Source organism: Streptomyces sp. NPDC021020, from assembly GCF_044333285.1.
In the GTDB taxonomy this organism is placed as follows: domain Bacteria; phylum Actinomycetota; class Actinomycetes; order Streptomycetales; family Streptomycetaceae; genus Actinacidiphila.
The window spans coordinates 159,739-183,958 of sequence record NZ_JBIRQQ010000008.1 but is presented as its reverse complement, the minus strand read 5'-3'; the positions used below and the strand labels follow the sequence as shown (position 1 = coordinate 183,958).

Sequence of the window (24,220 nt, the reverse complement as noted above, 5' to 3'; positions counted from 1 at the left end):
CCACCCCCACTCACCCCCCCCCGGGCGGGGGGGGGCCCCCGGCCCGGGGGGGGGGGGGGGCCCCCCCGCCCCCGGGGGGCGGGGGGGGGGCCCCCCGCGGGCCCGGGGCCCCACCCCTCCTCGCCGTGCCGGGCCCCGGCGACTCAGGGCCCGGCCGGACCCCGCGTCAGAGAGCCACCCCGAGCAGCGCGTCCACCGCGCGCGAGACGAGGCCCGGCGCCCCGGTGTCGGTGCCGCCCGCCGTCTGCTGCCGCGCCGCCCAGGCGTCGACGGCGGCCAGCGCGACCGGCGCGTCCAGGTCGTCGGCGAGCGCGATGCGGATCTCGTCCACCAGCGTCTCGGCGGGCGGCCCGTCGGGCCGCGAGACCGCGGCGCGCCAGCGGGCCAGCCGCTCCTGCGCCCGCTCCAGCACCGCGTCCGTCCACTCCCAGTCGGAGCGGTAGTGGTGGGCCAGCAGCGCCAGCCGGATGGCGGCCGGGTCGACGCCCGCGCGCCGCAGCGCGGAGACGAAGACCAGGTTGCCCTTGGACTTCGACATCTTCTCGCCGTCCAGCGCGACCATCCCGGCGTGCACGTACGCCTTGGCGTAGGGGTAGTCGCCGGTGAGCACCTGGGCGTGCGAGGCGCCCATCTCGTGGTGCGGGAAGACCAGGTCGGAGCCGCCGCCCTGGACGTCGAAGCCCATGCCGAGGTGCTCCAGGGCGATGGCGACGCACTCGATGTGCCAGCCCGGGCGCCCCGCGCCCAGCGACGCGCCGTCCCAGCTGGGCTCGCCCGGACGGGCGGCCATCCACAGCATGGGGTCGAGCGGGTTCTTCTTGCCGGGGCGCTCGGGGTCGCCGCCGCGCTCGGCGGACAGCGCGCGCATGACGGTGGCGTCGAAGCCGGAGACGGCGCCGAAGTGCGGGTCGCAGTCGACCGAGAAGTACGTGTCGCCGTCGAGTTCGTAGGCCGCGCCGGCCTCGCGCAGCCGCTCGACGAGCGGCACGATGCGCGGGATGGCCTCGACGGCGCCGATGTAGTGCGCCGGCGGCAGCATCCGCAGCGCGGTCATGTCCTCGCGGAAGAGCGCGGTCTCGCGCTCGGCGAGCGCCGTCCAGTCGTCGCCGGTGGCGTCGGCGCGCTCCAGCAGCGGATCGTCGACGTCCGTGACGTTCTGCACGTACTGGACCTGGTGCTTCGTGTCGAGCCACACGCGCTGGACGAGGTCGAACGCGTTGTAGGTGGCCGCGTGCCCCAGGTGGGTGGCGTCGTACGGCGTGATGCCGCAGACGTAGAGGCGGGCGACCGGTCCGGGCTCGACGGCCACCAGGCCACCGGTCGCGGAGTCGTGGAGACGGAGTGCGCGTCCAGTGCCCGGAAGGGCAGGGACGTCGGAAGCGGGCCAGGCATGCATGAAATGAGATTAACCTTCCGCCCGCGGGGCGAACGAGCGGGAGCAGCACGTTTACCTGCGCGGGCAGCCGTTTCGGCCACCGTGCGGCCCGCTCGCCCCACCGGTCACGGCCGCGCGGGGGCCGCCGCGGATCAGACCGGGGGCCACGGTATGGAGGGCCAGCCGCCACCCGGCAGGGGGTGGACACCGGTCTCCAGCAATCGCGCCACCCGGGCCCGCAGCGCGTCGATCTCGGCTGCCGTGATCAGCGGGCCCAGCCGTACGCCCAGCTCGCCGTCCAGCGCCGCCGTGAGGCCCTCCAGGGCCGCCACCGCCTCCACGGGCATCGGCTCGCCCGCCCAGCCCCACAGCAGGGTGCGCAGCTTGTCCTCGGCGTGGAAGGTGACCCCGTGGTCGATGCCGTAGAGCCGGCCGTCCGGGGCGGGCAGCAGGTGGCCGCCCTTGCGGTCGGCGTTGTTGATCACCGCGTCCAGGACCGCCAGGCGGCGCAGCCGGTCGTCGTCGGCGTGCACCAGCAGCGCGGTGCGGCCCTCGCCCACCTCGGCCTCGACCACGGCCTTCCAGCCCGGGGCCGGCTCGGTGTCCTCGGTGAGGGCCAGCAGCGCGGTCCCGGCGTCCCCGCCGTCGCCCGCCTCCTCCGCCGCGGCGTCGATCCACAGCTGCACCATGCCCTCGCCGTACGGGCCGTCGCGCAGCACCGTGGGCGGCACCAGGCCCCAGCCGGTGGCCTCGGACACCAGGAAGGCGGCCACCTCGCGCTGCGCCAGGGTGCCGTCGGGGAAGTCCCACAGCGGGCGCTCCCCCGCGACCGGCTTGTAGACGCACGCGACCGTCGCGCCCTCGTGGGCGGCCTCGCAGTAGAGCACCGCGTTCGACGCGTCGCGGACCCGGCCGCGTACGGTCAGCTCCCCCTCCGACAGCAGAGTCAGCAGGCTCGGCGGGGGCGGCGCCGCGGGGGCGGCGCTCAGGCCGACCTCCGGTACCCGTTCTGACGCGGGCATACGTGTCCTTCCGGATCCAGGGGCAGGCTGCACAGCGGGCACGGCGGGCGGCCCGCGGACACCACGTCCAGGGCGCGTTTGGCGAAGGAGCGGGCCTGGGCGCCGGTGAGGAGCACCCGCAGCAGCGGCGGGCCGTTCTCCTCGTCCTGGAGCATCTGCTCCTCGGCCGCCTCCAGGTCCTCCTCGTCCTCGCCGCTCAGCTCGACCAGCGCCTGCGCCTCGATGACCATGCGGTCGTGCGCGCCGTCCCAGGCCAGGGCCATGGTGCCGACCCGGAACTCCTCTTCGACCGGCACGTCCAGCGGCGCGGTGTCGGACAGCTCGGTCGGGGCGACCGCGGGCACCGGGGCGTTGCCGCCGCTGCGCCGCACGACCTCGTCCAGCAGCTCGTCGACCCGCTCGGCGAGCGCGGCCACCTGGGTCTTCTCCAGAGCCACGCTGGTGGTCCTGCCCTTGGCCGTGGCCTGCAGGAAGAACGTACGCTGGCCCGGCTGGCCGACCGTACCGGCCACGAAACGGTCCGGGTGCTCGTAGAAGAAGACCTGGCGGGGCACGTCCTGCTCCGTTTGCTCGGCTGTGGGGCGCTGATGCGGTGACACCGGATGGCGCGGTGGCGCTCACCGCGAACACGCATGCGCCACCACCCTACTGCGGAAGCTGATCACGGGGCGCCCGTGGAGCCGCCGACCACCGCGTCGGCGGTGTTGCCGCCGGGCGGCGCGGGCGGCGGGGCGAGCGCGGCCAGGTCGCCGGTGTCGCCCAGGCGGAGCAGGAAGGGGCGGTGCGGGGTGTAGCGGATGGCGGTCACCGAGCACGGCTCGGTGCTGATCCGCTGGAAGAGGTCGAGGTGCATGCCGAGCGCGTCGGCGGCGAGCGACTTGATGATGTCGCCGTGCGAGCACACCACGTACAGCGCGTCCGGGCCGTGCTCGGCCTCGATCCGCTCGTTCCAGTCGCGGACGGCGTCGACCGCGCGGGCCTGCATGGCGCGCAGCGACTCGCCCCCCGGACCGGGGAAGACCGCGGCCGACGGGTGCCGCTGCACGGTCGTCCACAGCGGCTGGTCGGCCAGCTCGGCGAGCTTGCGGCCGGTCCAGTCGCCGTAGTGGCACTCGCCGACCCGCTCGTCGGTGTGCAGCGGCAGCCCGGTGCTGGTCTCCAGCAGCGGGCGCACCGTCTCCTGGCAGCGCTGCAGCGGGCTGCACACCACGGCGGTCAGCGGCAGCGCGGCGAGCCGCGCTGCGAGCGCGGTGGCCTGCGCCCTCCCGGTGTCGTCGAGGGCGACGCCCGGGGTCCAGCCGGCCAGCACGCCCTGGGTGTTGGCGGTGGACCGGCCGTGCCGGACAAGGATCGCGGTAGGCATGTCCGCCACCGTAACCCTTTCCGGTGGCGTCCGTTGTGCTGGGCGACGGCCGTGGCGGGGATGATCCCCCCGAGCCCCCACCACGGCCGCGGTCTTCGGCGCGCCTCCCGCAGGATTCACCGGATCCGCCCGCTCCGGTATAGGTCCGGGTGTCCCGCCCCCTCGGTAAGGTGCAGCAGGGGTCGAGGGGGCCCCGGGAGCCGGTATCGCGAAGCGGGTGGAGATGTTCAGCAAGGCGACGAGGAGCCGCCCGGCTGCCGGCGGGAGCCACACCGCGGGCACCGACTGGTCGCCGTACGGTCGGCTGGAGGACGCCGCCGGGGTCTACTTCCTGCACGCGGACGTCGCCATGGACGCCATCGCGGGAGTGCTGGGCCGCCGCCGGGTGCGCGGCTTCACGCTGGAGCGGGTGGTGGACCTGACCGAGGCCGGGGCGTCGGTGTGGCAGGAGGCCGCGGTGTGCGACGGGCGGCGGCTCATCCTGTGGCACAGCGAGGAGCTGGCCGACGCCTCCGCGCCGGGCGGCACGGTGCTGGACTCGTCCGTGCAGGTGCTGCCGCTGGAGGCGATCGGGCACGTCGGGATGCGCACCCTGGTCGGCCGCGACAACGTCGGGCGGCGCGTGGACCGGGGGGTCTACCTGGTGCTGGCCACCGCGATGCCGCACGAGCTGAGCGCGGTCGCGGCCGACCCGGACGCGGCCCTGCCGGTGGCCTCGGCGAAATTCCGGCCCGAGGCCTTCCGCTTCAGCAAGTCGCTGGACGACGGCGGCGCGGGGCAGATAGCCCGGCTGATCGACTTCGGCCGGCTGCTCGGCCGGCTCGTACCGGGCTGAGCCGGGCGGGGCAGGGCGGAGTCGTATCGCGCCGGGCCGTGCCGGGCTGAGGCGGTCCGGGCCGTGCCGGGCTGAGCGGGCCCGTACCCGGCCGAGCCGGCTCGTACGCGGCTGGGCCGCCGGGGCCGTACCGCCGGGCCGGTGCGTCAGGCCAGTCCGGCGCGCTCCAGGGCCTCGACGCCCGCCCGCAGCCCGGCGACCCTGTCCTCCAGCGTGAAGCCCGCGGGGGCGAGGGTCAGCGTCGTGACGCCTGCGTCGGCGTACGCCCGCATGCCGTCGGCGATCCGCTCGACCGGGCCGAGCAGGCACGTGGAGTCGATCAGCTGCTGCGGCACGGCCGCCGCAGCCCCGTCCTTGTCGCCGGCCAGGTACTTGTCCTGGATCTCGGCCGCCTCGCGCTCGTAGCCCATGCGCTGCGCGAGCTGGTTGTAGAAGTTCTGCTTGCGGCTGCCCATGCCGCCGACGTACAGCGCGGTGTACGGGCGGAAGACGTCGGCGAGCGCGGCCACGTCGTCGCCGACCGCGAGCGGCAGCGTCGGGCACACGTCGAAGCCGTCCAGCGTCAGCCCGGCCTTGGCGCGGCCGGCCCGGATGTGGCGCAGCGCGGTGTCCTCCAGGTGGGCGGCGGAGGGGAAGATCAGCAGGGCGCCGTCGGCGATCTCGCCGGTCTGCTCCAGGTTCTTCGGGCCGATCGCGGCGATGTAGAGCGGGATGTGCTCGCGCTGCGGGTGCACGGTGAGCTTGATGGGCTTGCCCGGGCCGCCGGGCAGCGGCAGCGTCCAGTGCTCGCCCTCGTACGTGAGCCGCTCGCGGGCCATGGCCTTGCGGACGATCTCGACGTACTCGCGGGTGCGGGACAGCGGCTTGTCGAACTTCACGCCGTACCAGCCCTCGGAGACCTGCGGTCCCGACACGCCGAGGCCGAGGCGGAAGCGCCCGCCGGACAGCGAGTCCAGGGTCGCGGCGGTCATGGCCGTCATCGCCGGGGTGCGGGCCGGGATCTGGAAGATGGCCGAGCCGACGTCGATCCGCTCGGTCTGCGCCGCCACCCAGGACAGCACGGTCGGCGCGTCGGAGCCGTAGGCCTCGGCGGCCCAGCACACGGAATAGCCGAGCCGGTCGGCCTCCTGGGCGACGGCGAGGTTGTCCGCGTCCATGCCGGCACCCCAGTAGCCGAGGTTGATCCCGAGCTTCATGGCTCTCCCTTGAGCTGGTCGGTGTCCGTGGTGGTCGGCCACGTCCGTGTGGCGCCAACCGATCGTACTGGTCGGTAACGTCGGTGCTCCACCGGACTGTAGCGCGCGCGGCCGCCACAGGGCCTGTCAGGTACGTCACTGCCGCCCATTCGAGCGGTGCGGGCAGTAATCTCAGCGCCCATGGAGCAAAGGCACCTCGGCCGTACGGGTCTGCGCGTCTCCCGGCTCGGGCTCGGCACGCTCACCTGGGGCCGCACCAGCGGCGAACGCGACGCCGCCGACCAGCTCAAGGCCTTCTGGAGCGCCGGGGGTTCGCTGGTCGACACCGCGGACGTCTACGCGGACGGCGGGGCCGAGTACCTGCTCGGGCGGCTCATGGAGGACCTGGTGCCGCGCTCGGACCTGGTCATCGCGACCAAGGCGGGCAGCGTGCCCGACCCCGACCGCCGCTTCGACACCTCCCGCGGCCACCTGCTGTCGGCCCTCGACGCCTCGCTCCAGCGGCTCGGCACGGACTACGTCGACCTGTGGCAGGTGCACGCCTTCGACCCCGGCACACCGCTGGAGGAGACGCTCCAGGCCCTCGACATCGCCGTCAGCTCCGGCCGGGCGCGCTACGTCGGGATCTCCAACTTCTGCGGGTGGCAGCTCGCCAAGGCCGCGGCCTGGCAGCTCGCGGGCCCCGGCCGCACCCCGCTGGCCAGCACCCAGATGGAGTACTCGCTGCTCCAGCGGGGCGTCGAGCGCGAGGTGCTGCCCGCCGCGCTGGACCTGGGGCTCGGGCTGCTGCCCTCCTCACCGCTCGGCCGCGGCGTCCTCACCGGCAAATACCGCGGGGGCGTCCCGCAGGACTCGCGCGGCGGCGACGAGGGCCTCGCCGCCTTCGTCGCCCCCTACCTCGACGACACCGCCCGGCTCATCGTGGACGCGGTGGCCATAGCGGCCGACGGTCTGGCCGTCTCGCCGCTGCACGTCGCCCTGGCGTGGGTACGCGACCGGCCCGGCGTGGCCGCCCCGCTGCTCGGCGCGCGCAACGCGCAGCAGCTCACGGCGGCGTTGTCAGTGGAGGCGCTTACCCTTCCGGAAGAGATCAACCTGGCGCTGGACGACGTGTCGGCGCCGCTGCACCGCTATCCGGACCACGACTGGAGCACGCTCTGAACGCGCGTCACGCTCCCCCCACGGAGGCCGCAATGCCCCCCGCCGAACCCTCCGGCCTCGCCGACCTCGCGGCGGCGATCCGCTCCATCGAGCGCGGCGAGAACGCCGCGGCCCCCGCCCCGCGCGGCGACGCCGCCGCGGCCCGCCGCAGACGCCGCGAGGCGATGGCGGCGGAGGCGGAGGCCTTCCAGGCGGCCGAAGCGGCGGAGGCCGCGGGCGAGCCCGCCCCTCCGTCGAGCCCGGGGGACGACGCCTCCCCGGCGGGGGGCCAGGACGGCGCTTCGCCGGCGGGTGCCGATGCGGAGGGCGCTTCGACGCAGGACGGCGATTCCCCGGCGGGGGCCGGCACGGAGGGCGCCGCTGCCCCGGGCGCTGACGCCTCCGGCTCCGCGCCGGGGGCGGGCAGGAGTGGCGCGGACGCCGAGGGTGCGCGCGCGGGGGCGGACGGGGGCTCCGGCTCCACGACAGGGACGGACGAGCCAGGCGAAGGCCCCGCAGGTGCGCGCGTAGTCGCGGGCGCCGAGGGTGCGCGCGCGGGCGCGTACGGGAGTTCCGGCTCCACAACAGGGACGGACGAGCCGGGCGAAGGCCCCGCGGGTGCGCGCGAGGGCGCGGGCGGCGAGGGCGGCAGCGCTTCCGCGCCGGGGACGAACCAGCGCGGCGGAGGCCCTGCGGGCGTCGGGGTTGCGGCGGCGGACGCGCGCGGCTCGCGCACGCCGTACGCCGGTGCGGGTGCTTCCGGGGCGCCCGGGAGCGACGGCCCGGCGCGTACGGGCGGCGCGGGACACTCGCCGGAGGCCGCGACGGGCGGCGGCCGCAGGCAGGTCGTGGCGCGGGCCGTCGCGGTCGATCCCGCGGCTGTCGACGCCGTCGCCGGGGTGCTGGTGGAGGGCGGGGCGCCCGCGGAGTTGGCGGGCGGGGTCGTGCGGGTGCTCGGGGAGCGGGCGGCGCAGGAGCTGCGGGACGATCCGTGGCTGCTGCTGGGCCTGGGCAGCGTACGGGTCGAGCAGGCGGACGGTTTCGCGCGCGGGCTGCTCGGCGAGGCCTGCGGGCCCGACGACGAGCGGCGCGCCCGCGCGCTCGTCAGCCGGGCGCTGGAGGACGCGGCGCTGCACGGCCACACCGCGCTGGCCCCCGCCGAGCTGCTCGCCGCCCTCGGGCGGTACGGGCTGCCGGAGCCGCGGGCCGCGATCGCGGAGGCGGTCGCCGAGGGCCGGCTGCTCGAATTCCGCGAGGGCGGGGACGAGGAGGAGGACGACGACGAGGGCGCGGAAGCCCCCGAGGTGCTCCTCGCCCTCGACCGCTACGCGATGGCCGAGGAGGCCCTGGGCGAGGGCTTCGTCCGGCTCCTGCGCTCCCTGACGAACGACGCGGACGACGCGGACGACGGCGCGGCCTGGGCCGGCGCGCAGGCCCCGACGCCCTCGGCCGCCGAGCTGATCCGCGCCGCGGCCGGCAGCGGCCTCGTCGTGCACTGCGGCGGCGAGGCGGCGCGTGCCGAGCCCGCCGCGCTGGTCGCCGCCGCGCGGGCCGCGGGCCTGCGCGCGTACGCGGCCGCGTACTCCGGCAGCGGCCGCGCGCGGCTCGCCGCGGACACCGGCCCGGAGGCCGCCGTGACGCTCGACGGGCTGCTGTCCGGCGACGAGGGCCCGGGCCGCGCCGCCGACGGCAGCCTCGACCTGGACCTGCTGGCGGTGCTGGACGCCCCGCAGCTGTCGGTCGAGGAGGCCGCGACACTCGTGGAGTCGCTGCCCGACGGCGCCCGGCTGGTGCTCAGCGGCGACCCGAACGCCCTGTGGTCGGCGGGCCCCGGCCGGGTCTTCGCCGACCTGCTGGCCTCCCGCGCCTGCCCGCGGGTGGTGTCCCGCACGCCGGACCCGGGGCCGATCGGCGAGCTGGTCTCGTGCGTCGGCATCGGCGAACTGGCCGCCGTCGACGCGCCGGGCAAGGAGGTCGTGGTGGTGCCCGTGCAGGACCCGCGCGAGGCCGTGCACCGTACGGTCCAGCTGGTCGCCGACTCCGTGCCGCGCGCCTTCGGCGTGTCGGGGGCGCAGGTCCAGGTGGTCACCACGGGCCACGGCGGCCCGGTGGGCACCCGGGCCCTCAACGCCGCGCTCAAGGAGCGCCTGAATCCCGGCCCCGGCCGCTTCGGCGGCTTCGACCCGGGCGACCGGGTCGTGTACGTGCCCGCGCCCGGCCGCGCGGAGCCGGGCACGGTGGCGGGCGCCGAGCCGGACGGTCTGCGGCTGGAGTGCGAGCGCGGCCCGGTGGTCGTCCCGCGGGCGGACGTGGCCGCGGCCGTACGCCACGGCTGGGCCGTGACGGGCCACCAGGCGGCCGCGTCGCGCTGGCCCGCGGCCGTGGTCGTGGTCCCCGGCGACGCGGGAGCGCTGCTGACCCGTTCCTGGGTCTACACGGCCTTCAGCCGCGGCGAGCGCCACCTCTCGGTGGTCCAGGGCGCGGAGGGCCGCTTGGCCCAGGCCGTCGCGGCCCCCCCGGCCGCCCCCCGTACGACCCGCCTCCCCGCGGTCCTGGCGGAGCTGACGGCAGATCTCTGACCGCACGCCTACGGGGCCGCCCCCGGCGCGGGGGCGGCCCCGTACGGGCTCCGCCGGGAGGCGGCGGCGGCGCGCCCTAGTCCGGGTCGAGCGCGGTCAGCTCGTCGTCGTAGAAGGCGCTGATGTCGAAGCGGCAGATGACCATGTGCGGGTCCGCCTGGTCGAACGGCGCTTCCAGCCACTCGCCGGGCTCGGCCTGCTCCGCCGCGGAGACCCACACCGCCGCGTCGCCCTCTTCGAGGCCGAAGTCCTTGTGGCGCTGGGCGATCTCGTCGGGCTCGTACTCCCCGAAGATCACCCCGAGGGCCGCGTTGACCGACGCGGTGGCCGATCCGTCGGTGGCCTCACTGGCATGTCTGGCCTGCGAGAAGAGCCGGTCGGGCGCCACGATCTGGTAGTCGCGGCGGATCAGCACGCTGATCGCCTCGGGCTCCTCGGGGCCGTCGTAGTCGGCCATCGCGTTGCCGGTGGGCACTTCGAGCGGCGTGACCTCGTCGTAGACGTCGTACAGCAACTCGTCATACGACTCGGCCGCCGAGGCCAGCGCCTCGAACGCCTCGTGAACGGCGGGGTCGTCCTCGCCGCTGCGCTTCTCGACCGCGTCGAGATGCCGGTCGAGCGCGGCCTTGACCGCCTCGACTGCGGCACGAACCTCGGCCGCCGTGGGCTGCACGTCATCAGACATGGAGCAGACGCTATCCGCACCGGGGCGTTGCTTGCACAATAGATGCGATGCCGGAATACGAATTCAGAGAGATGTACGTCCCGCGGGGGGTCTCCCGCAAGGACGCGACGCGCCTGTTGACGGACGAGGCGGAGTACGGCCACTGGGAGCTGGACCGGCTGCGCCTCTACCCCGACGGGAGCAGACGCGTACGGCTGCGGCGGCGCATCATCCGCCAGGTGCGGGCCACCTGGTGAGCCCGGCCGCGGACACGGCGGCCTGAGGGGCCCCACGGGCGCGGCACGCGCGGCGCGGGGCCCCGGCGCGGGCCGCATTGCGTGCGGCCCGCACGGAGCGGGCGCCCGCACGCGTACGCGGCCGGGTCCGGACGCGTACGCGCTGACGTATCGGCACCGCCTCAGCGGCGGGCGGTGCGGCGGCCGCGACGGTAGAGCAGCGCGCCTCCCAGCAGGAGGGCCCCGGCGGCGTAGGCGCTGAAGGCCGCGCCGTCCGCGCCGGTGTGCGCGAGGGTGGCCCCGGCGGGCGGCATGGCGGGGGTGTCACCCGTCGGAGTGGCCGGGGTGGCCGGGGTGGCCGGGGTCGTCGGAGTGGCCGGCGTGGTGGGGGTGCCCGGCGTGGTGGGCGTACCCGGATTCGTCGGCGTGCCCGGGGTGGAGGGCGTACCGGGGGTGCCGGGGGTTCCCGGAGTGCCAGGCGTACCAGGGTTGCCCGGCGTACCGGGGGTGCCCGGGTTGCCCGGCGTACCCGGCGTGCTCGTGTCGCCCGGCGGGGTCGCGCCGTTCATGCAGTGGTTGCCGAAGGCCGGGTTCAGCAGGCCCACCACGTCCACGCTGTTGCCGCACACGTTGGCGGGGATGTGGACCGGCGCCTGCACGACGTTGCCGGAGCCGACGCCCGGGGAGTGGTGGGCGCCGCCGTGGGCGGTGGCGCCCGAGCCGGCCTGGCCGGCGGCGGGCGCGGAGGTGTTGGCGCAGTGGTTGCCGAACACCGGGTTGAGCAGCCCGATCACGTTGATCGTGTTGCCGCACACGTTCACCGGCACATGCACCGGGACCTGCACCGCGTTGCCCGACACCACGCCGGGCGACCCGGCGGCCGTTCCGGCGGCACCGGCGTCGGCGTACGCGAAGCCGCCGGTCGCGGCGATCACGCCGCTGGTGGCGACCACCGTGAGCAGGCCCTTGGTTGCGACCTGTCGCATTGCTGTTCTCCTCGTTCTACGTTCGCCCCTGCGCCGGCACCGCGCCGGCCCTGCGCGCGTGCGCCATGAGGGCGGGGGAAATGCCGACCGGCCCCGGGGCGCGGGTGCGCGCCCGGGGCCGGTCCGGAGCAGGCGGCTGCGTCGGTGCGGCCGCCGCGGGTCACTGGTTGACGCAGGCGTTGCCGAAGGCGGGGTTGAGCAGCCCGATCACGTTGATCGTGTTGCCGCACACGTTCACGGGGATGTGCACCGGGACCTGGACGACGTTGCCGGAGAGCACACCGGGGGACTGCACCGCGGCGCCCTGCGCGCCGGAGTCGGCCATGGCCATGCCCGCTCCCGCGAGCACCAGACCGCCGGTGGCAGCCGCGACGGCGGCGACCTTCTTGATCATTCTCGTTCCTCCTCGTGGACGTGGTGCGGCCCCAGCCTGCGGACCACATCGTCGTAACGACACCGGGAGGAATAGAGCTACGAAAGGACCGGGCCCTTCACCCGTACCGGCTAAGGAAGCCACCGGTACGGGTACACCCGGTCGACCGCTCAGCTGTGTTCGACTCAGCTCTGGTCGACTCAGCTCTGGTCGATGAAGCGGTCGAGCACGCGGACGCCGAAGCGCAGGCCGTCCACCGGCACGCGCTCGTCCACGCCGTGGAACATGCCGGCGAAGTCCAGCTCGGGCGGCAGCCGCAGCGGCGCGAAGCCGAAGCAGCGGATGCCCAGGTCGTCGAAGGACTTCGCGTCGGTGCCGCCGGAGAGCATGTACGGGACGGCGCGGGCGCCCGGGTCCTCGGCGACCAGCGCGCGCTGCATCGCGTCCACGAGGGCGCCGTCGAAGTCGGTCTCGACGGCCTTGTCGGAGTGCAGGCTCTCCCGCTTGACGCGCGGGCCGAGGATGCGGTCGAGGTCGGCGAGGAACTCCTCCTCGTAGCCGGGCAGGAAGCGCCCGTCGACGTGCGCGGTGGCCTGGCCGGGGATGACGTTGACCTTGTAGCCCGCGCCGAGCATGGTCGGCGCGGCGCTGTTGCGCAGGGTGGTGCCGATCATCTTGGCGATGCCGCCGAGCTTGAGGAGCGTCGCCTCCATGTCCTCGGGGTCCAGTTCGGTGCCGAGCGCGTCGGACAGCTCGTCGAGGAAGCCGCGCACGGACTTGGTGACGCGCACCGGGAATTCGTGCCGGCCCAGCCGCGCGACGGCCTCGCACAGCTCGGTGATGGCGTTGTCCTTGTTGGTCATCGAGCCGTGTCCGGCGGTGCCGTCCACGGTGAGCCGCATCCAGTGCATGCCCTTCTCGGCGGTCTCGATGAGGTAGAGCCGCAGATCGTCGTTGACCGTGAAGGAGAAGCCGCCGACCTCGCCGATGGCCTCCGTCACGCCCTCGAAGAGGTCCGGGTGCTTGTCGACGAGGAAGCGGGCACCCCACGTGCCGCCGGCCTCCTCGTCGGCGAGGAAGGCCAGGACGAGGTCGCGCGGGGGCTTGCGGCCGCTGCGCAGCCGGTCGCGGACGACGGCCAGCGTCATCGCGTCCATGTCCTTCATGTCGACCGCGCCGCGGCCCCACACGCACCCGTCGGCGATCTCGCCGGAGAAGGGGTGGTGGGTCCAGTCGTCCGCGTTGGCGGGGACGACGTCGGTGTGCCCGTGGATGAGCAGGCCGGGCCGCGAGCGGTCCTCGCCCTCGACGCGGGCCACGACCGAGGCGCGCCCCGGGTGCGACTCGAAGATCTGCGGTTCGAGGCCGACCTCGGCCAGCTTCTCCGCCAGGTATTCGGCCGCGGCGCGCTCGCCGGGCCCGGAGTGGTCCCCGTAGTTGCTGCTGTCGATACGGATCAGCTCGCTGCACAGGGCCGCGACCTCGTCCTCACCGCGCACCCCCCCGACGCCCGCTCCCGCACCGCCCGGCCGTGACTCGCTCACGATGCCTCTCCTCCTCGTCGCCCTCACCCATCGCGGACCCGTCCGCCGCTCGCGCCGGACGCCTCCCCCATCCTGCCCCGCACCCCCGCGCGAGCCCAAGGCGCACCCGCCCCCGACCAGCGTTCCTCCCCCGCCCCGGGCGGTGATCGGCACCCCCCGATCTTTGCTATGGTTTACCCCGTCGCCACGGCCGAGAGGCCGTGACGTCACACCCGTCCGGGTGGCGGAATGGCAGACGCGCTAGCTTGAGGTGCTAGTGCCCTTTATCGGGCGTGGGGGTTCAAGTCCCCCCTCGGACACCGGCTGAGACCCCTGTTGATCAGGGGTTTTCTGCTTTTCTGGGCAGTGGCGTGAGTGGTGGTGCTCATCCGCCCAAAGCGTTGGACGGTTGGTCCAGCCAGGGGACCTGGCGCTCTGCTGTGACGGTCAGGCCGAAGCGGTGGAACCCAGGGCGCCCCTGGCCCTGCCACCACCGGAAAGCGGCTTCCACCTCGTCCCACAGTCGCCGGTCCCCCGACTGGTACACGGTGGCGGTGTCGTGACCGTCACGGAAGACGACCACCGCCCACGACGTGTCGGTAAGGCTGTAGAACCACACCGGCCGCTTTCCTGCCTGTTTGCGGTCCGGGACGTGGGTGCAGTCCGGCACCCGCAACCCGATTGCGAACGCTTCCACGTCCAGGCTGCCGGTCAGGAACTCCGGCTCCGTGATCGCTGTCGTGGACCTGTCCGCATTCCCGGTTCCCTGCGCCGGGACGTAGCTGCTGTGCTCGGGGCGGATCAGGCGCTGCGAGCGCATCCGCATGAAGGTGACCGGCTGGGTGAAGTGCCCGGACGCGCTGTTGCCGTCCCCGGCGACGACCAGACGTGCCGTTGCCTCGGTGTAGGCGTAGTGCGTGCCCCAGGGGGCGACGATCACCCCGCCCGGGGTGGTCTGCCGCACCCACGCGAACAGTCCGGACCGCAGGCCGCACGTGGCGATCACGCGGTCGTAGGGGGCGTCCGGCGGGTAGCCGAGAAGACCGTCACCCGTGATCACCTTCACGTCGCCGTACCCGACGCGCCGCAGTGCCGTGCGCGCAGCTTCTGACACGGCCGGGTCCACTTCCACCGAGACGACGTTGCCCGCGCCCACGCGGTGGGCCAGCAGGCCGGCATTCCACCCCGTGCCCGTGCCGATCTCCAGCACCTTGTGGCCGGCCTGTACATCGAGATCAGCGAGCATCGAGAAGACCACGCTCGGCATGGACGACGAAGAGGTGAAGGCCTTGCCTGGTTCGGTCCCGGTGTGCTTCCCGTCGTCCCACTGTGTGACGACCGGGACATTGGAGTCGGCGTACCCGTACCACGCTGACGAGTCCACCGTCTTGTCCACGGTGACCGCTCGGCCTGTCGCCGCATCGTGCGGCCACATCACGTCGGGAAGGAATGCCGTACGGGGCACGGCCGCGAACGCCGGTGCCCAGTCCGAGGTCATGAATCCGTTCTCCAGGAGAGAGCGGCCCAGCTCCGTACGACCGGGCCGCCCTTCCTGCTCAGCAGAGCTGGTGGTCACTTGCGGTGCTTCCCGTCGCCTTCCGGACTGCCACCATCGGGGCTGGGCTCCGGCGGCGTCCAGGAGGTACCGGGAAGGTTGTCGTCATCGTCGCCCCGCCCTGGGCGCAGATCGTTCCGAGCATCTTCATGAAGCATCTCCTCCACTGGTGACACTTTCGGTCTGCGCCCCCCGGGGTCCTGCTTCCAGGGGACCCGGAACCACTCCGGCCACGCGGGGGAACCGTCGAGCCTTCCCCGCCACGCTCGGCTCACCACTGGGCGTAGGGGGGGCGGCTACAGGTGAATATGAATCAGAGGAATGCTTAGTCCTTCGCGTAAATAGCGAAAGCTTCTTCGCGCTCGTGACCGGTCGCGCCCTCCGCCAGCGCCCGGCTCTCACGGAAGAGGTCGGGAAGCTGCTCCATGATCCCGATGTAGTGCGCCTGATCCCGCTTGGCGTGCAGCTTCTCGAGTTCGGCCCAAAGAGCTGACGAGCGGCGAGGGGCGCCGTCGAACACCGGTGCCAGGTCGTACCGTCGCAGCTCCCGCAGGATCGAGGCAGCCGAAGTACGCCAAGCGCTCTCCGTCCCCTTGGTCGCGTAGGGCCGTGCCATGAGGTCGTTCGGATGGCAGTGCAGGGCGGCGGCCAACTCGTTGATCGTGCTGGCCCGGTCCAGCTCCACGCGATCGTTCTCGACCTTGGAAACCCACCCTTGGGTACGCCTCACGGTGGCGGCGAGGTCCGCTTGCGCCATGCCCAGACGAAGGCGCTGGCGTCGTACCCTTCGTCCGACCGTCTCGTCCTCGTGCTGCATGCTTCGATGCTGGCACACGTGTGGCAACCTGCCGAGGGAAAAGCGGTCGCCTGGTGGGGTGGGGGTCGGGAGGATGCCGGGATGGACGACAGGGCAGAGGTGGGGGCTCCCGAGGCGCGTGGGGTGCGGGTGGCGTGGGAGGCGGTGCCGGGTGGGGTGCGGGCGGCGGTCGAGGGGCGGTTGGGGGCGCGGGTGGTGCGGGCGGCCACGCAGAGCGCCGGGTTCTCGCCGGGTGTCGCGGCGCGGCTAGTGCTCGCGGACGGGCGGCGGGCCTTCGTCAAGGCGGTGAGCGAGGCCCAGAATCCGGAGAGCCCGGGCATCCACCGCGACGAGGTCCGTATCGCGCGGGCCCTTCCCGCCGGGGTCCCGGCGCCGCGGCTGCTCGCCGATCTCGACCTGGACGGCTGGGTGGTGCTGCTCTTCGAGGACATCGAGGGGCGGCTGCCCGCGCAGCCGTGGGAGCCGGCCGAGCTGGAGCTGGTGCTGGACACGGTCGGCGGCCTGGCCGCGGCGCTGACGCCGAGCCCGGTCGACGCGCCGCCGGTCGCGGAGAAGCAGGACGGCGCCTTCCGCGGCTGGCGGATCCTCGCCGCGGACCACGCGGCGGGCACCGACGACCTGGCGGGCCTCGACCCGTGGGCGGCACGTAATCTGCCCGCGCTCGCGGAGCTGGAGTCCGGCTGGGCCGCGGGCGCGGCGGGCGACACCCTCGCGCACTCCGACCTGCGGGCCGACAATCTGCTGCTCACCCCGCAGGGCCGGGTCGTGATCGTGGACTGGCCCTGGGCCTGCCTGGCCGCGCCCTGGTACGACCTGCTGCTGATGCTGCCGAGCGTACGGATGCAGGGCGGCCCGCCGCCGGAGCAGATCTTCGCGCGGCACGAGGTCGGCGCGGGCGCGGACCCGGACGCCGTCACGGCCGTGGTGGCCGCCTTCGCCGGCTTCCTGCTCGGCCACGCCCGCCGCCCGGCCCCGCCGGGGCTGCCGACCCTGCGGGCCTTCCAGGCGGCCCAGGGCCGGGAGGCGCTGGTGTGGCTGCGGGCCCGTCTGGGCGAATGAGCCGGGCGGGCCGGGGCGGCCGATGAGTTCCGCCGGGCCGTCCGGTCCACCCTTGTGCAACGGACCCGTGCGCAGCGCACCCGAGCAGAGGCGGACACCATGGCCGGCCGTATCTTCGTCAACCTCCCCGTGCAGGACCTCCCGAGGTCCATGGCCTTCTTCGAGAACCTCGGCTTCTCCTTCGACCCGAACTTCACCGACGCGCGCGCCGCGTGCATGGCCGTCGGCGACGACAACCTGGTGATGCTGCTGACGGAGCCGTTCTTCACGTCGTTCACGGGCCGGCCCGTCGCGGACACCGGATCGGTGACGGAGGTGATCGTGGCCGTGCAGCAGGACTCGCCCGACGACGTCGACCGGATCGGCGACGCGGCGCTGGCGGCGGGCGCGCGGCCGGCGAAGACCACCGAGGAGGCCAGCCCGATGCACACCCGCAGCTTCTACGACCCGGACGGGCACCACTGGGAGATCTTCTCCATGGCCTCGACGCAGCCGTAGCCGGTACGGGTCGCAGCCGTAGCCGGTACGGGTCGTAGCCGGTACGGGTCGGCCCCCTCAGGGCGGCGGCGGGCCGCTGCTCTCGCGTACGACCAGCTCGCTCGCGACCTCGACCCGGGTGGAGGCAGGGCGCTCGCCGCCGATCAGCTGGAGCACCATCCCGGCGGCCAGCGCCGCCATGTCCGCCAGCGGGGTGCGCACGGTGGTCAGCCGCGGGGTGACCCAGTCGGCGAAGGCCAGGTCGTCGAAGCCGACGACGCTCACGTCGTCGGGCACCCGCAGCCCCAGCGCCGCCGCGGCGCGGTAGGTGCTGAGCGCCTGCTGGTCGCTGCCCGCGAAGACGGCGGTGGGCCGGTCCGGCAGCCGCAGCAGGTCGAGGGCGTGCCGGTAGGCGGGCTCGTTCGTGAAGTCGCCGTAGCGGACCAGTTCCGGGTCGTACGGCAGCCCCGCCTCCTCCAGCGCCGAGCGGTAGCCGTCGATCCGGGCGCGCGAGGCGAGCCGCTGCGGCGGGCCGCCGATGACCGCGATCCTGCGGTGGCCCAGGCCCACCAGATGCCGTGTGGCGGCGAGCCCGCCGGGCCAGTTGGTGGCGCCGACCCACGGCACGCCGGGCGGCGGCTCCTCGGCCGGGGAGATGAGCGCGAAGGGGATGCCGAGGCGGAGCAGCTCGCGGTGCTGCTGCTGGTCGATCTCGGGGACGACCAGGATCGCGCCCAGGGTGCGGCGGGCGGCGAGCGAGTCGAGCCAGCGGCGGGCGGGGCTGCCGCCGTCGCCGCCGTGCGCGGCGGATACGACCAGGCCCATGCCCACCGCGTCGAGCGCCTGCTCGGCGCCGCGGATCAGCTCGGCGGCCCAGGCGCCGTCGATCTCGTTGACGACGAAGTCGACGAGCCCGCCGGGCGCCAGCGCGGTGGCGGCGGGGCCGTTGCGGGCGGGGTAGCCGTGCTGGGCCAGCAGCCGCTGGACCCTGGCGCGGGTGCGGGCCGCGACGTCCGAGCGGTCGTGCAGGACCTTCGACACGGTGGACACCGACACGCCCGCCTCCGCGGCGATCACCGCGAGCGTCTTCCCCTCGGGGCGGGGGCGGTCGCCGGTGCCGGCCATGGCACACCTCCTCTTCCGCCGCCCGTGCGGGTCGGCCCCGCGAAAATATCCCGCCGGACGCCCCCGCCGGGCCCCGGGTCGCTCTCCGCGCCGCCCCGCAGCCCCGCCCGGCCCGCGCCACGCCCGGCGCCGGGAGGCCGCGAACGGCACGGGAGGCCGGGGACGACGGCGGGGCTCGGATACGGCGTCGGGAGGACGTGAACGGCGGCGGGGCCCAGATACGGCACCGGGGGCCGCGCACAGCGGCCGGAGAACACGAACGGCGCCAGAGCCCGGACACGCCGCCGGGGTCCGCGACCGCCGTCCGGGGCCTGGACACGCCGCCGCGACCGCCGTCCCGACCCCGGACCAGCCGCCCCGCGCCGGACACGCCCCGGGGCGCACCACCCCGCGCCGGACACGGCGGCATATCGTTGACGATGCGTCATTTGTCTGCCTATGGTCGGTCCCCGCCGACCCCCGAGGAGCCCGCATGCCGAACGGCCCGTCCCGTCGCTCGCTGCTCACCGCCGCCGGACTCGGCGCTGCCGGGGCGCTCGGCGCCTCGGGAGGGACCGCCCGTGCGAGCGGGGCGGGGGCCGGGGCCGAGGCGGGCCACGGCCCCACTCCCCGGCCCGGCGCGCGGCAGCTGACCTTCGCGTCGCCGCAGCTGACGCCGTACGTGGACGCGCTGCCGCTGCCGCCCGTGCTCACCGGCGACCGGACGCTGGCGATGGCCCCCGCGACGCACCGCTTCCACCGCGACCTGGGCGTGGCGCGGACGTGGTCGTACGGCGGGCAGCCGTACCTCGGCCCGACGATCGAGGCGCAGCGCGGCGTGCCGCTCTCGCTCACCTTCAGCAACGGCTTCGACGGGCACCTCTTCGCCGCCGACGTCGACCCGACCCTTGAGGGCGCGTCCGAACTCGACCGCACGCAGCCGCGCGCCTCCGTGCACCTGCACGGCGCCGTGACCCCGCCGGACGCGGACGGGCACCCCGAGAACACCTTCCGGCCCGGCGGCAGCATGACCTACCGCCACCCGAACGGCCAGCAGGCGGGCCACCTCTGGTACCACGACCACGCGATGGGCATCACCCGGCTCAACGCGGTGGCCGGGCTCGCCGGGCAGTACATGCTGCGCGACGCGTACGACACCGGCGCCGCCGGGAATCCCCTCGGGCTGCCCGACGGCGAGTTCGAGGTGCCGCTCACGCTCGCCGACCGGCGCTTCGGCGACGACGGCTCGCTGGTCTTCCGCACCTCCCGCGCGGTGCCGCAGGGGCACTGGGAGGGTGGGATGTTCGGGGACACGATGACCGTCAACGGGGTCGTGTCGCCGTATCTGGAGGTCGCCCGCGGCTTCTACCGGCTGCGGGTGCTCAACGCGTCCAACGCCCGCGCCTACCGGCTGTTCTTCTCCGACCGGATGCCGTTCTGGGTGGTCGGCGCGGACGGCGGGCTGCTGGACGCCCCGGCCCGCACCACGTCCGTCCGCATCACCCCCGGCGAACGCCTGGACCTGGTCGTGGACTTCGGGTCGCTCGCGGCGGGCGAGCACGTCGACCTGACCAACGACCAGCAGGAGTCGCCCGACGTGGTGGCGGCGACCGGGGTCGCCCCGACCGCCGACATCATGCGCTTCACCGGCACCGGCGTGGCCGGCTTCCGCACTCCCCCGCCGGACCGGCTGCGCGGCGGCCCCGGCCTGCCCGCCGCGCTGCCCCCGATGCCGCAGCCCACCGCCGCGCGCCGGATCGTCACCCTCACCCCGGCCCGCGTCCCCGGCTACCCGCCGGCCGGGATGACGATGGACAACATGCTGTACGGCCAGGGGCCGGTCACCGCCCCGCGGCAGGGCACGACCGAGGTGTGGGAGTTCGTCAACGTCTCCCCGCAGGCCCACCCGATGCACCTGCACCTGGTGCACATGCGCGTCCTGGACCGGCAGCGCTTCGACATCGAGGCGTACGTCCGCGCCAACCCCCGCCCGGCCGCGGGCACCCCCTGGCGCCCCTCCCCCGACGCCTACCTCGTCGGCGCCGCCCAGCCCCCGTCCCCCTGGGAGACGGGCCTGAAGGACACCGTCGCCTGCCCGCCCGCCACCGTCACCCGCGTCCTGGTCCGCTTCCCCGACGCCGCCGAACTGGGCTTCGACCCCGACGCGTCCTTCACCGCCCTGGACGGCATGAGCCTGCAGGGCTACGTGTGGCACTGCCACATCCTCGACCACGAGGACGACTGCATGATGGCCCGCTACCGGCTGACTGTCTGACCCTCCTTCTAGGCTCGTCGCAGAAGAGGATCGAGCACGGGGGTGGTGGCGATGGCCGGCGGCGTGGTCGCGGTCGTGGTCGACGCGGTGGACGCGGAAGGGCTCGCGGGGTTCTGGGCCGCGGCGCTGGAGTGGACGGCGGGGCCGGGCGGGGTGGTGCGGCCGCCCGGGGGCGGGGTGGAGCTGCGGTTCGCGGGCGGGGCGGGGGTCAAGCGCGGGAAGAACCGGCTGCACCTGGATCTCGCCGGGGGCGGGCGCCAGGAGGCGGTGGTGCGGCGGCTGCTGGGGCTCGGGGCGGTGCGGGCCGACATCGGGCAGGGCGAGGTGCCGTGGGAGGTGCTGGCCGATCCTGAGGGCAACGAGATGTGCGTGCTGCCCGAGCACCGCGGGACGCCGGGCGAGGCGCTCGCGCAGATATGCCTGGACGCCGCCGACGCGGAGGCGCAAGGGAGCTTCTGGTCGGCCGCGACCGGCTGGGCGGTCACCGGGCGCGGCGACTGGGGCGTGTGCCTGCGGGATCCGGCGGGCGCCGGGCCCGCCCTGGTGATGGGCCCGCCCGCGGCGCCGAAGACAGGCCGCAACCGGCTCCGGCTGCGCCTGGCCGCCGCCCCGCCCGGCCATGCAGGAGAGCGCGCCGACCCCGAGGGCAACGAGTTCGAGGTCGGCGCCTAGACGACCGGGCGGCTCACCAGGCGGCGGGGGCGTAGTCCTTCAGGAAGCAGCCGTAGATGTCCTCGCCCAGCTCGCCGCGCACGATCGGGTCGTAGACGCGGGCGGCGCCGTCGACCAGGTCCAGGGGGGCGTGGAAACCCTCCGCGGCGAGGCGGATCTTGTCCGGGTGCGGGCGCTCGTCGGTGATCCAGCCGGTGTCGACGGCGGTCATGAGGATGCCGTCCGTCTCCAGCATCTCCTTGGCGCTGGTGCGCGTGAGCATGTTGAGCGCGGCCTTCGCCATGTTGGTGTGCGGGTGGCCGGCGCCCTTGTAGCCGCGGGAGAACTGGCCCTCCATCGCGGAGACGTTGACGACGTACTTGCGCCGGGCGGCCGCCGCGGCCATCGCCGGGCGCAGGCGGCTCACGAGGATGAAGGGCGCGGTCATGTTGCAGAGCTGGACCTCCAGCAGCTCCACCGGGTCGACCTCGCCGACCGTCTGGACCCAGGTGTTCGTGGGGTCGAGGTCGGGGACGAGGCCGCCCGCGTCGATCGCGGTGCCGGCCTCGATACGGGCGAGCGACGCGGAGCCGCTGACCAGCGCGAGGCCCGTGACGTCGGCGGCGGTGAGCCCGCGGCCGCCGCGCGGGGCGGGCAGGGCGGCGGCGGTGCGCGCGCCGCTGCCGAAGGCGCCGAGGATCTCGGTGCCGGGCAGCTCGCCGGGGGGCAGCGGCGCGGACTCGGCGGTGACGAGCTCGCGGTAGGCGGCGGCGGAGCGGCGTACGGTCTGGGCGGCGTTGTTGATGAGGATGTCCAGCGGGCCTTCCGCGGCCACCGAGTCGGCGAGCGCGACGACCTGGGCCGGGTCGCGCAGGTCGATGCCGACGATCTTGAGCCGGTGTATCCACTGGTCGCTGTCCGGCATCGCCTTGAAGCGGCGGACGGCGTCCCGCGGGAAGCGCGTGGTGACGGTCGTGTGCGCGCCGTCCCGCAGCAGCCGCAGCGCGATGTACATCCCGATCTTGGCGCGCCCGCCGGTGAGCAGGGCGCGGCGGCCGGTGAGGTCGGTGCGCGCGTCGCGGCGGGCCCGGTTCTCGGCGGCGCACGGCGGGCAGAGCTGGTGGTAGAAGGCGTCGACCTGGACGTAGCGGGTCTTGCAGACGTAGCAGGACCGGGGGCGTTCCAGGATGCCGGCGACCTCGGTGCTGACCGAGGGGGCGAGCCGGATGCCGAGTGTCTCGTCGTCGATGCGGTCGGCGGCGCCGGTTGCCGTGGCCTCGGTGACGCGCTTGTCGTTCTCGGTCTTGGCGGCCCGGCGCTCCTGGCGGCGGCGCTGCTTGACCGTGCGGTAGATCCCGGCGGTGGCGCGGCGCACGGCGATCGCGTCGGGGTGGTCGACGGGCAGCCCGTCCAGCTCGGCGAGCACCGCGAGGCAGATCTCCATACGGGCCGGGTCGATGCCGGCTGCGTCGGCGCCCTCGGCGGGCGGGATCGGCTCCTCGTGCCCGGGGTCGTGAAGGTCCTGCGTGGTCGCCGTCATGCCGCTGCCGCTCTCCGTGTCCGCGCCGGTTCCGCCGGCCCCGTGCCGCCGGGGTACGCCTCCCGGGTCATCGGACCGACTTTACGTTTGACCTGCGGGCAGCTCCAAACCCGGCGGCGGGCTCCCCGGCGGTAGCCTCGGGGCGTTGCCGCCGCCCCGCGCTGGAGGTCCGTTGAACGCCGCGAACCCGCTGTCCGTACCGCTCGACGATCCGTTCGGGCCGCACAACCTGCCCTACGGGGTGTATTCGACCGCCGCGGATCCGGCGCCCCGGATCGGGGTGCGCTACGGCGGGCACGTGCTGGACGCGGGGGCCGCGGCGCGCGCGGTGGGCGCCCCGGGCCAGATCGTGTCGCTGCTGTCGGCGCCGGTGCTGAACCCGCTGCTGGCCGCCGGGCGGCCGGTGTGGACGCGGGTGCGGGCGGCGGTCACGCGGTGGCTCACGGCGCCGGAGCACACGGCCGTGGTCGCGCCGCTGCTGGTACCGCTCGCGCAGGCGCTGCCGCACCTGCCCTTCGAGGTCGCCGACTACGTCGACTTCTACGCCTCCGAGCACCACGCCGCGAACGTCGGCCGGATCTTCCGCCCCGACGCCGCCGACCCGCTCACCCCGAACTGGAAGCACCTGCCCATCGGCTACCACGGCCGCGCGGGCACCGTCGTGGTGTCGGGCTCGCCCGTGCTGCGCCCGTGCGGGCAGCGCAGGGCCGCGGGCGAGGCGGCGCCGTCGTACGGGCCGTCGCTGCGGCTGGACGTGGAGGTGGAGCTGGGCTTCGTGGTGGGCGGCGCGTCGCCGCGCGGCAGCCGGGTGGCGATGGCCGAGGCGGACGAGCACGTCTTCGGCGTGTGCCTGCTCAACGACTGGTCCGCCCGCGACATCCAGGCGTGGGAGTACGTGCCGCTGGGCCCCTTCCTCGGGAAGTCCTTCGCGACGTCCGTCTCCCCGTGGGTGGTGCCGCTGGAGGCGCTGGCCCACGCCCGTACGGCCCCGCCGCCGCGCGACACGCCGCTGCTGCCGTACCTGGACGACGCGGGCGTGCTGCCGCCGTGCGGCCTGGACATCGCGATGGAGCTGCGGCTGAACGGCCACACCGTCTCCCGGCCGCCCTTCGCGTCGATGTACTGGACGTACGCGCAGATGCTGGCGCACCTGACGGTGAACGGCGCGAGCCTGCGCCCCGGCGACCTCTTCGCGTCCGGCACGGTCAGCGGGCCGCGGCCGGAGCAGGTCGGCGCGCTGATCGAGCTGACGCACGGCGGGGCGCGCCCGGTGGAGCTGCCGGACGGCTCCCGGCGGGCCTTCCTGGAGGACGGCGACGAGGTCGTCATCACGGCGACGGCCGCGGGCCCGGACGGTGTCCCGGTGGGCCTCGGCGAGGTCGCGGGAAGGATCGAGCCCGCGCGCTGAGGCCCGCGCGCGCCGGGTGGGCGGGGTGAACGGGGTGGACCG

The 24,220-nt window shown here is 74.9% G+C and carries 21 protein-coding genes, 1 tRNA gene and 1 pseudogene; 10 read left to right on the top strand and 13 right to left on the bottom strand.

Features of this window, described 5'->3' with window-relative positions; translation table 11 throughout:
- Positions 1-166: 166 nt before the first annotated feature.
- From mshC to ACH4SL_RS24540, 4 genes are all read right to left on the bottom strand, one after another.
- Entirely contained in the window at positions 167-1,396 is a 1,230-nt protein-coding gene (gene mshC, locus ACH4SL_RS24555) for a cysteine--1-D-myo-inosityl 2-amino-2-deoxy-alpha-D-glucopyranoside ligase (protein WP_398449073.1), read from the bottom strand.
- 131 nt (positions 1,397-1,527) lie between these two features.
- Positions 1,528-2,397 (bottom strand): SCO1664 family protein, encoded by an 870-nt coding sequence (locus ACH4SL_RS24550; RefSeq protein WP_398449071.1) that lies wholly within the window; start codon positions 2,395-2,397, stop codon positions 1,528-1,530.
- On the bottom strand, positions 2,361-2,951 hold the full coding sequence (locus ACH4SL_RS24545; protein ID WP_398449069.1) for a DUF3090 domain-containing protein: 591 nt from the start codon (positions 2,949-2,951) through the stop codon (positions 2,361-2,363). Before ACH4SL_RS24545 ends, ACH4SL_RS24550 begins: the two co-directional genes overlap by 37 nt.
- Before the next feature lie 107 nt (positions 2,952-3,058).
- Positions 3,059-3,760 (bottom strand): histidine phosphatase family protein, encoded by a 702-nt coding sequence (locus tag ACH4SL_RS24540; RefSeq protein ID WP_398449067.1) that lies wholly within the window; start codon positions 3,758-3,760, stop codon positions 3,059-3,061.
- A 223-nt stretch (positions 3,761-3,983) separates the two neighbouring features.
- Here ACH4SL_RS24540 and ACH4SL_RS24535 point away from each other — a divergent pair, with 223 nt between their 5' ends.
- A complete protein-coding gene (locus ACH4SL_RS24535) occupies positions 3,984-4,595 on the top strand; it encodes a hypothetical protein (protein ID WP_398449623.1) in 612 nt (203 codons plus the stop codon).
- Between the two features lie 146 nt (positions 4,596-4,741).
- Here the strand turns inward: ACH4SL_RS24535 and ACH4SL_RS24530 are convergent, their stop codons facing one another.
- Positions 4,742-5,791, bottom strand: coding sequence for an LLM class F420-dependent oxidoreductase (locus tag ACH4SL_RS24530; RefSeq protein ID WP_398449065.1), 1,050 nt, complete (start codon positions 5,789-5,791; stop codon positions 4,742-4,744).
- A gap of 180 nt (positions 5,792-5,971) precedes the next feature.
- Between ACH4SL_RS24530 and ACH4SL_RS24525 the strand changes: the two genes are divergently transcribed.
- Together ACH4SL_RS24525 and ACH4SL_RS24520 are read left to right on the top strand one after the other, a co-directional pair.
- Entirely contained in the window at positions 5,972-6,952 is a 981-nt protein-coding gene (locus ACH4SL_RS24525; RefSeq protein ID WP_398449063.1) for an aldo/keto reductase, read from the top strand.
- A gap of 32 nt (positions 6,953-6,984) precedes the next feature.
- Positions 6,985-9,510 carry a helix-hairpin-helix domain-containing protein gene (locus ACH4SL_RS24520; RefSeq protein WP_398449061.1) on the top strand — a complete coding sequence of 842 codons (2,526 nt, stop codon included), beginning with the start codon at positions 6,985-6,987 and terminating at the stop codon, positions 9,508-9,510.
- Between the two features lie 76 nt (positions 9,511-9,586).
- Here ACH4SL_RS24520 and ACH4SL_RS24515 read toward each other — a convergent pair whose 3' ends face one another.
- On the bottom strand, positions 9,587-10,195 hold the full coding sequence (locus ACH4SL_RS24515) for a hypothetical protein (protein ID WP_398449059.1): 609 nt from the start codon (positions 10,193-10,195) through the stop codon (positions 9,587-9,589).
- Between the two features lie 47 nt (positions 10,196-10,242).
- On the opposite strand from ACH4SL_RS24515, the gene ACH4SL_RS24510 reads away from it, so the two are divergent.
- Positions 10,243-10,431, top strand: a complete 189-nt coding sequence (locus ACH4SL_RS24510; RefSeq protein WP_398449057.1) for a DUF5703 family protein — start codon at positions 10,243-10,245, stop codon at positions 10,429-10,431.
- Positions 10,432-10,592: 161 nt separating this feature from the next.
- Here ACH4SL_RS24510 and ACH4SL_RS24505 read toward each other — a convergent pair whose 3' ends face one another.
- The 3 genes from ACH4SL_RS24505 to ACH4SL_RS24495 form a co-directional block, all read right to left on the bottom strand.
- On the bottom strand, positions 10,593-11,396 hold the full coding sequence (locus tag ACH4SL_RS24505) for a chaplin (RefSeq protein WP_398449055.1): 804 nt from the start codon (positions 11,394-11,396) through the stop codon (positions 10,593-10,595).
- Positions 11,397-11,556: 160 nt separating this feature from the next.
- Complete coding sequence (gene chpH / locus ACH4SL_RS24500) at positions 11,557-11,790, bottom strand: chaplin ChpH (RefSeq protein ID WP_398449053.1); 234 nt, start codon at positions 11,788-11,790, stop codon at positions 11,557-11,559.
- Positions 11,791-11,969: 179 nt separating this feature from the next.
- Positions 11,970-13,313, bottom strand: coding sequence for a M20/M25/M40 family metallo-hydrolase (locus ACH4SL_RS24495; protein WP_398449051.1), 1,344 nt, complete (start codon positions 13,311-13,313; stop codon positions 11,970-11,972).
- Between the two features lie 214 nt (positions 13,314-13,527).
- On the opposite strand from ACH4SL_RS24495, the gene ACH4SL_RS24490 reads away from it, so the two are divergent.
- Positions 13,528-13,612: transfer RNA gene (locus tag ACH4SL_RS24490), tRNA-Leu, on the top strand.
- 65 nt (positions 13,613-13,677) lie between these two features.
- Here the strand turns inward: ACH4SL_RS24490 and ACH4SL_RS24485 are convergent.
- Together ACH4SL_RS24485 and ACH4SL_RS24480 are read right to left on the bottom strand one after the other, a co-directional pair.
- The gene (locus ACH4SL_RS24485; RefSeq protein WP_398449049.1) at positions 13,678-14,868 is read right to left on the bottom strand and encodes a methyltransferase domain-containing protein; all 1,191 of its coding nucleotides are present in this window, start codon (positions 14,866-14,868) and stop codon (positions 13,678-13,680) included.
- Positions 14,869-15,181: 313 nt separating this feature from the next.
- A pseudogene (locus tag ACH4SL_RS24480) lies at positions 15,182-15,664 on the bottom strand (helix-turn-helix domain-containing protein); the annotation flags it as partial.
- Positions 15,665-15,745: 81 nt separating this feature from the next.
- On the opposite strand from ACH4SL_RS24480, the gene ACH4SL_RS24475 reads away from it, so the two are divergent.
- The gene (locus tag ACH4SL_RS24475; protein WP_398449047.1) at positions 15,746-16,723 is read left to right on the top strand and encodes an aminoglycoside phosphotransferase family protein; all 978 of its coding nucleotides are present in this window, start codon (positions 15,746-15,748) and stop codon (positions 16,721-16,723) included.
- A gap of 99 nt (positions 16,724-16,822) precedes the next feature.
- The gene (locus ACH4SL_RS24470; protein WP_398449045.1) at positions 16,823-17,221 is read left to right on the top strand and encodes a VOC family protein; all 399 of its coding nucleotides are present in this window, start codon (positions 16,823-16,825) and stop codon (positions 17,219-17,221) included.
- Positions 17,222-17,278: 57 nt separating this feature from the next.
- On the opposite strand, the gene ACH4SL_RS24465 is transcribed toward ACH4SL_RS24470, so the two are convergent.
- Entirely contained in the window at positions 17,279-18,325 is a 1,047-nt protein-coding gene (locus ACH4SL_RS24465) for a LacI family DNA-binding transcriptional regulator (RefSeq protein WP_398449043.1), read from the bottom strand.
- A 472-nt stretch (positions 18,326-18,797) separates the two neighbouring features.
- On the opposite strand from ACH4SL_RS24465, the gene ACH4SL_RS24460 reads away from it, so the two are divergent.
- Complete coding sequence (locus ACH4SL_RS24460; RefSeq protein WP_398449041.1) at positions 18,798-20,579, top strand: multicopper oxidase family protein; 1,782 nt, start codon at positions 18,798-18,800, stop codon at positions 20,577-20,579.
- A gap of 51 nt (positions 20,580-20,630) precedes the next feature.
- Positions 20,631-21,251 carry a VOC family protein gene (locus ACH4SL_RS24455; protein ID WP_398449039.1) on the top strand — a complete coding sequence of 207 codons (621 nt, stop codon included), beginning with the start codon at positions 20,631-20,633 and terminating at the stop codon, positions 21,249-21,251.
- Between the two features lie 13 nt (positions 21,252-21,264).
- Here ACH4SL_RS24455 and ACH4SL_RS24450 read toward each other — a convergent pair whose 3' ends face one another.
- Positions 21,265-22,770, bottom strand: a complete 1,506-nt coding sequence (locus ACH4SL_RS24450) for an SDR family NAD(P)-dependent oxidoreductase (RefSeq protein ID WP_398449037.1) — start codon at positions 22,768-22,770, stop codon at positions 21,265-21,267.
- Positions 22,771-22,942: 172 nt separating this feature from the next.
- Here ACH4SL_RS24450 and fahA point away from each other — a divergent pair, with 172 nt between their 5' ends.
- Positions 22,943-24,178 (top strand): fumarylacetoacetase, encoded by a 1,236-nt coding sequence (gene fahA, locus ACH4SL_RS24445; RefSeq protein WP_398449035.1) that lies wholly within the window; start codon positions 22,943-22,945, stop codon positions 24,176-24,178.
- The last annotated feature ends 42 nt before the right edge of the window (positions 24,179-24,220 follow it).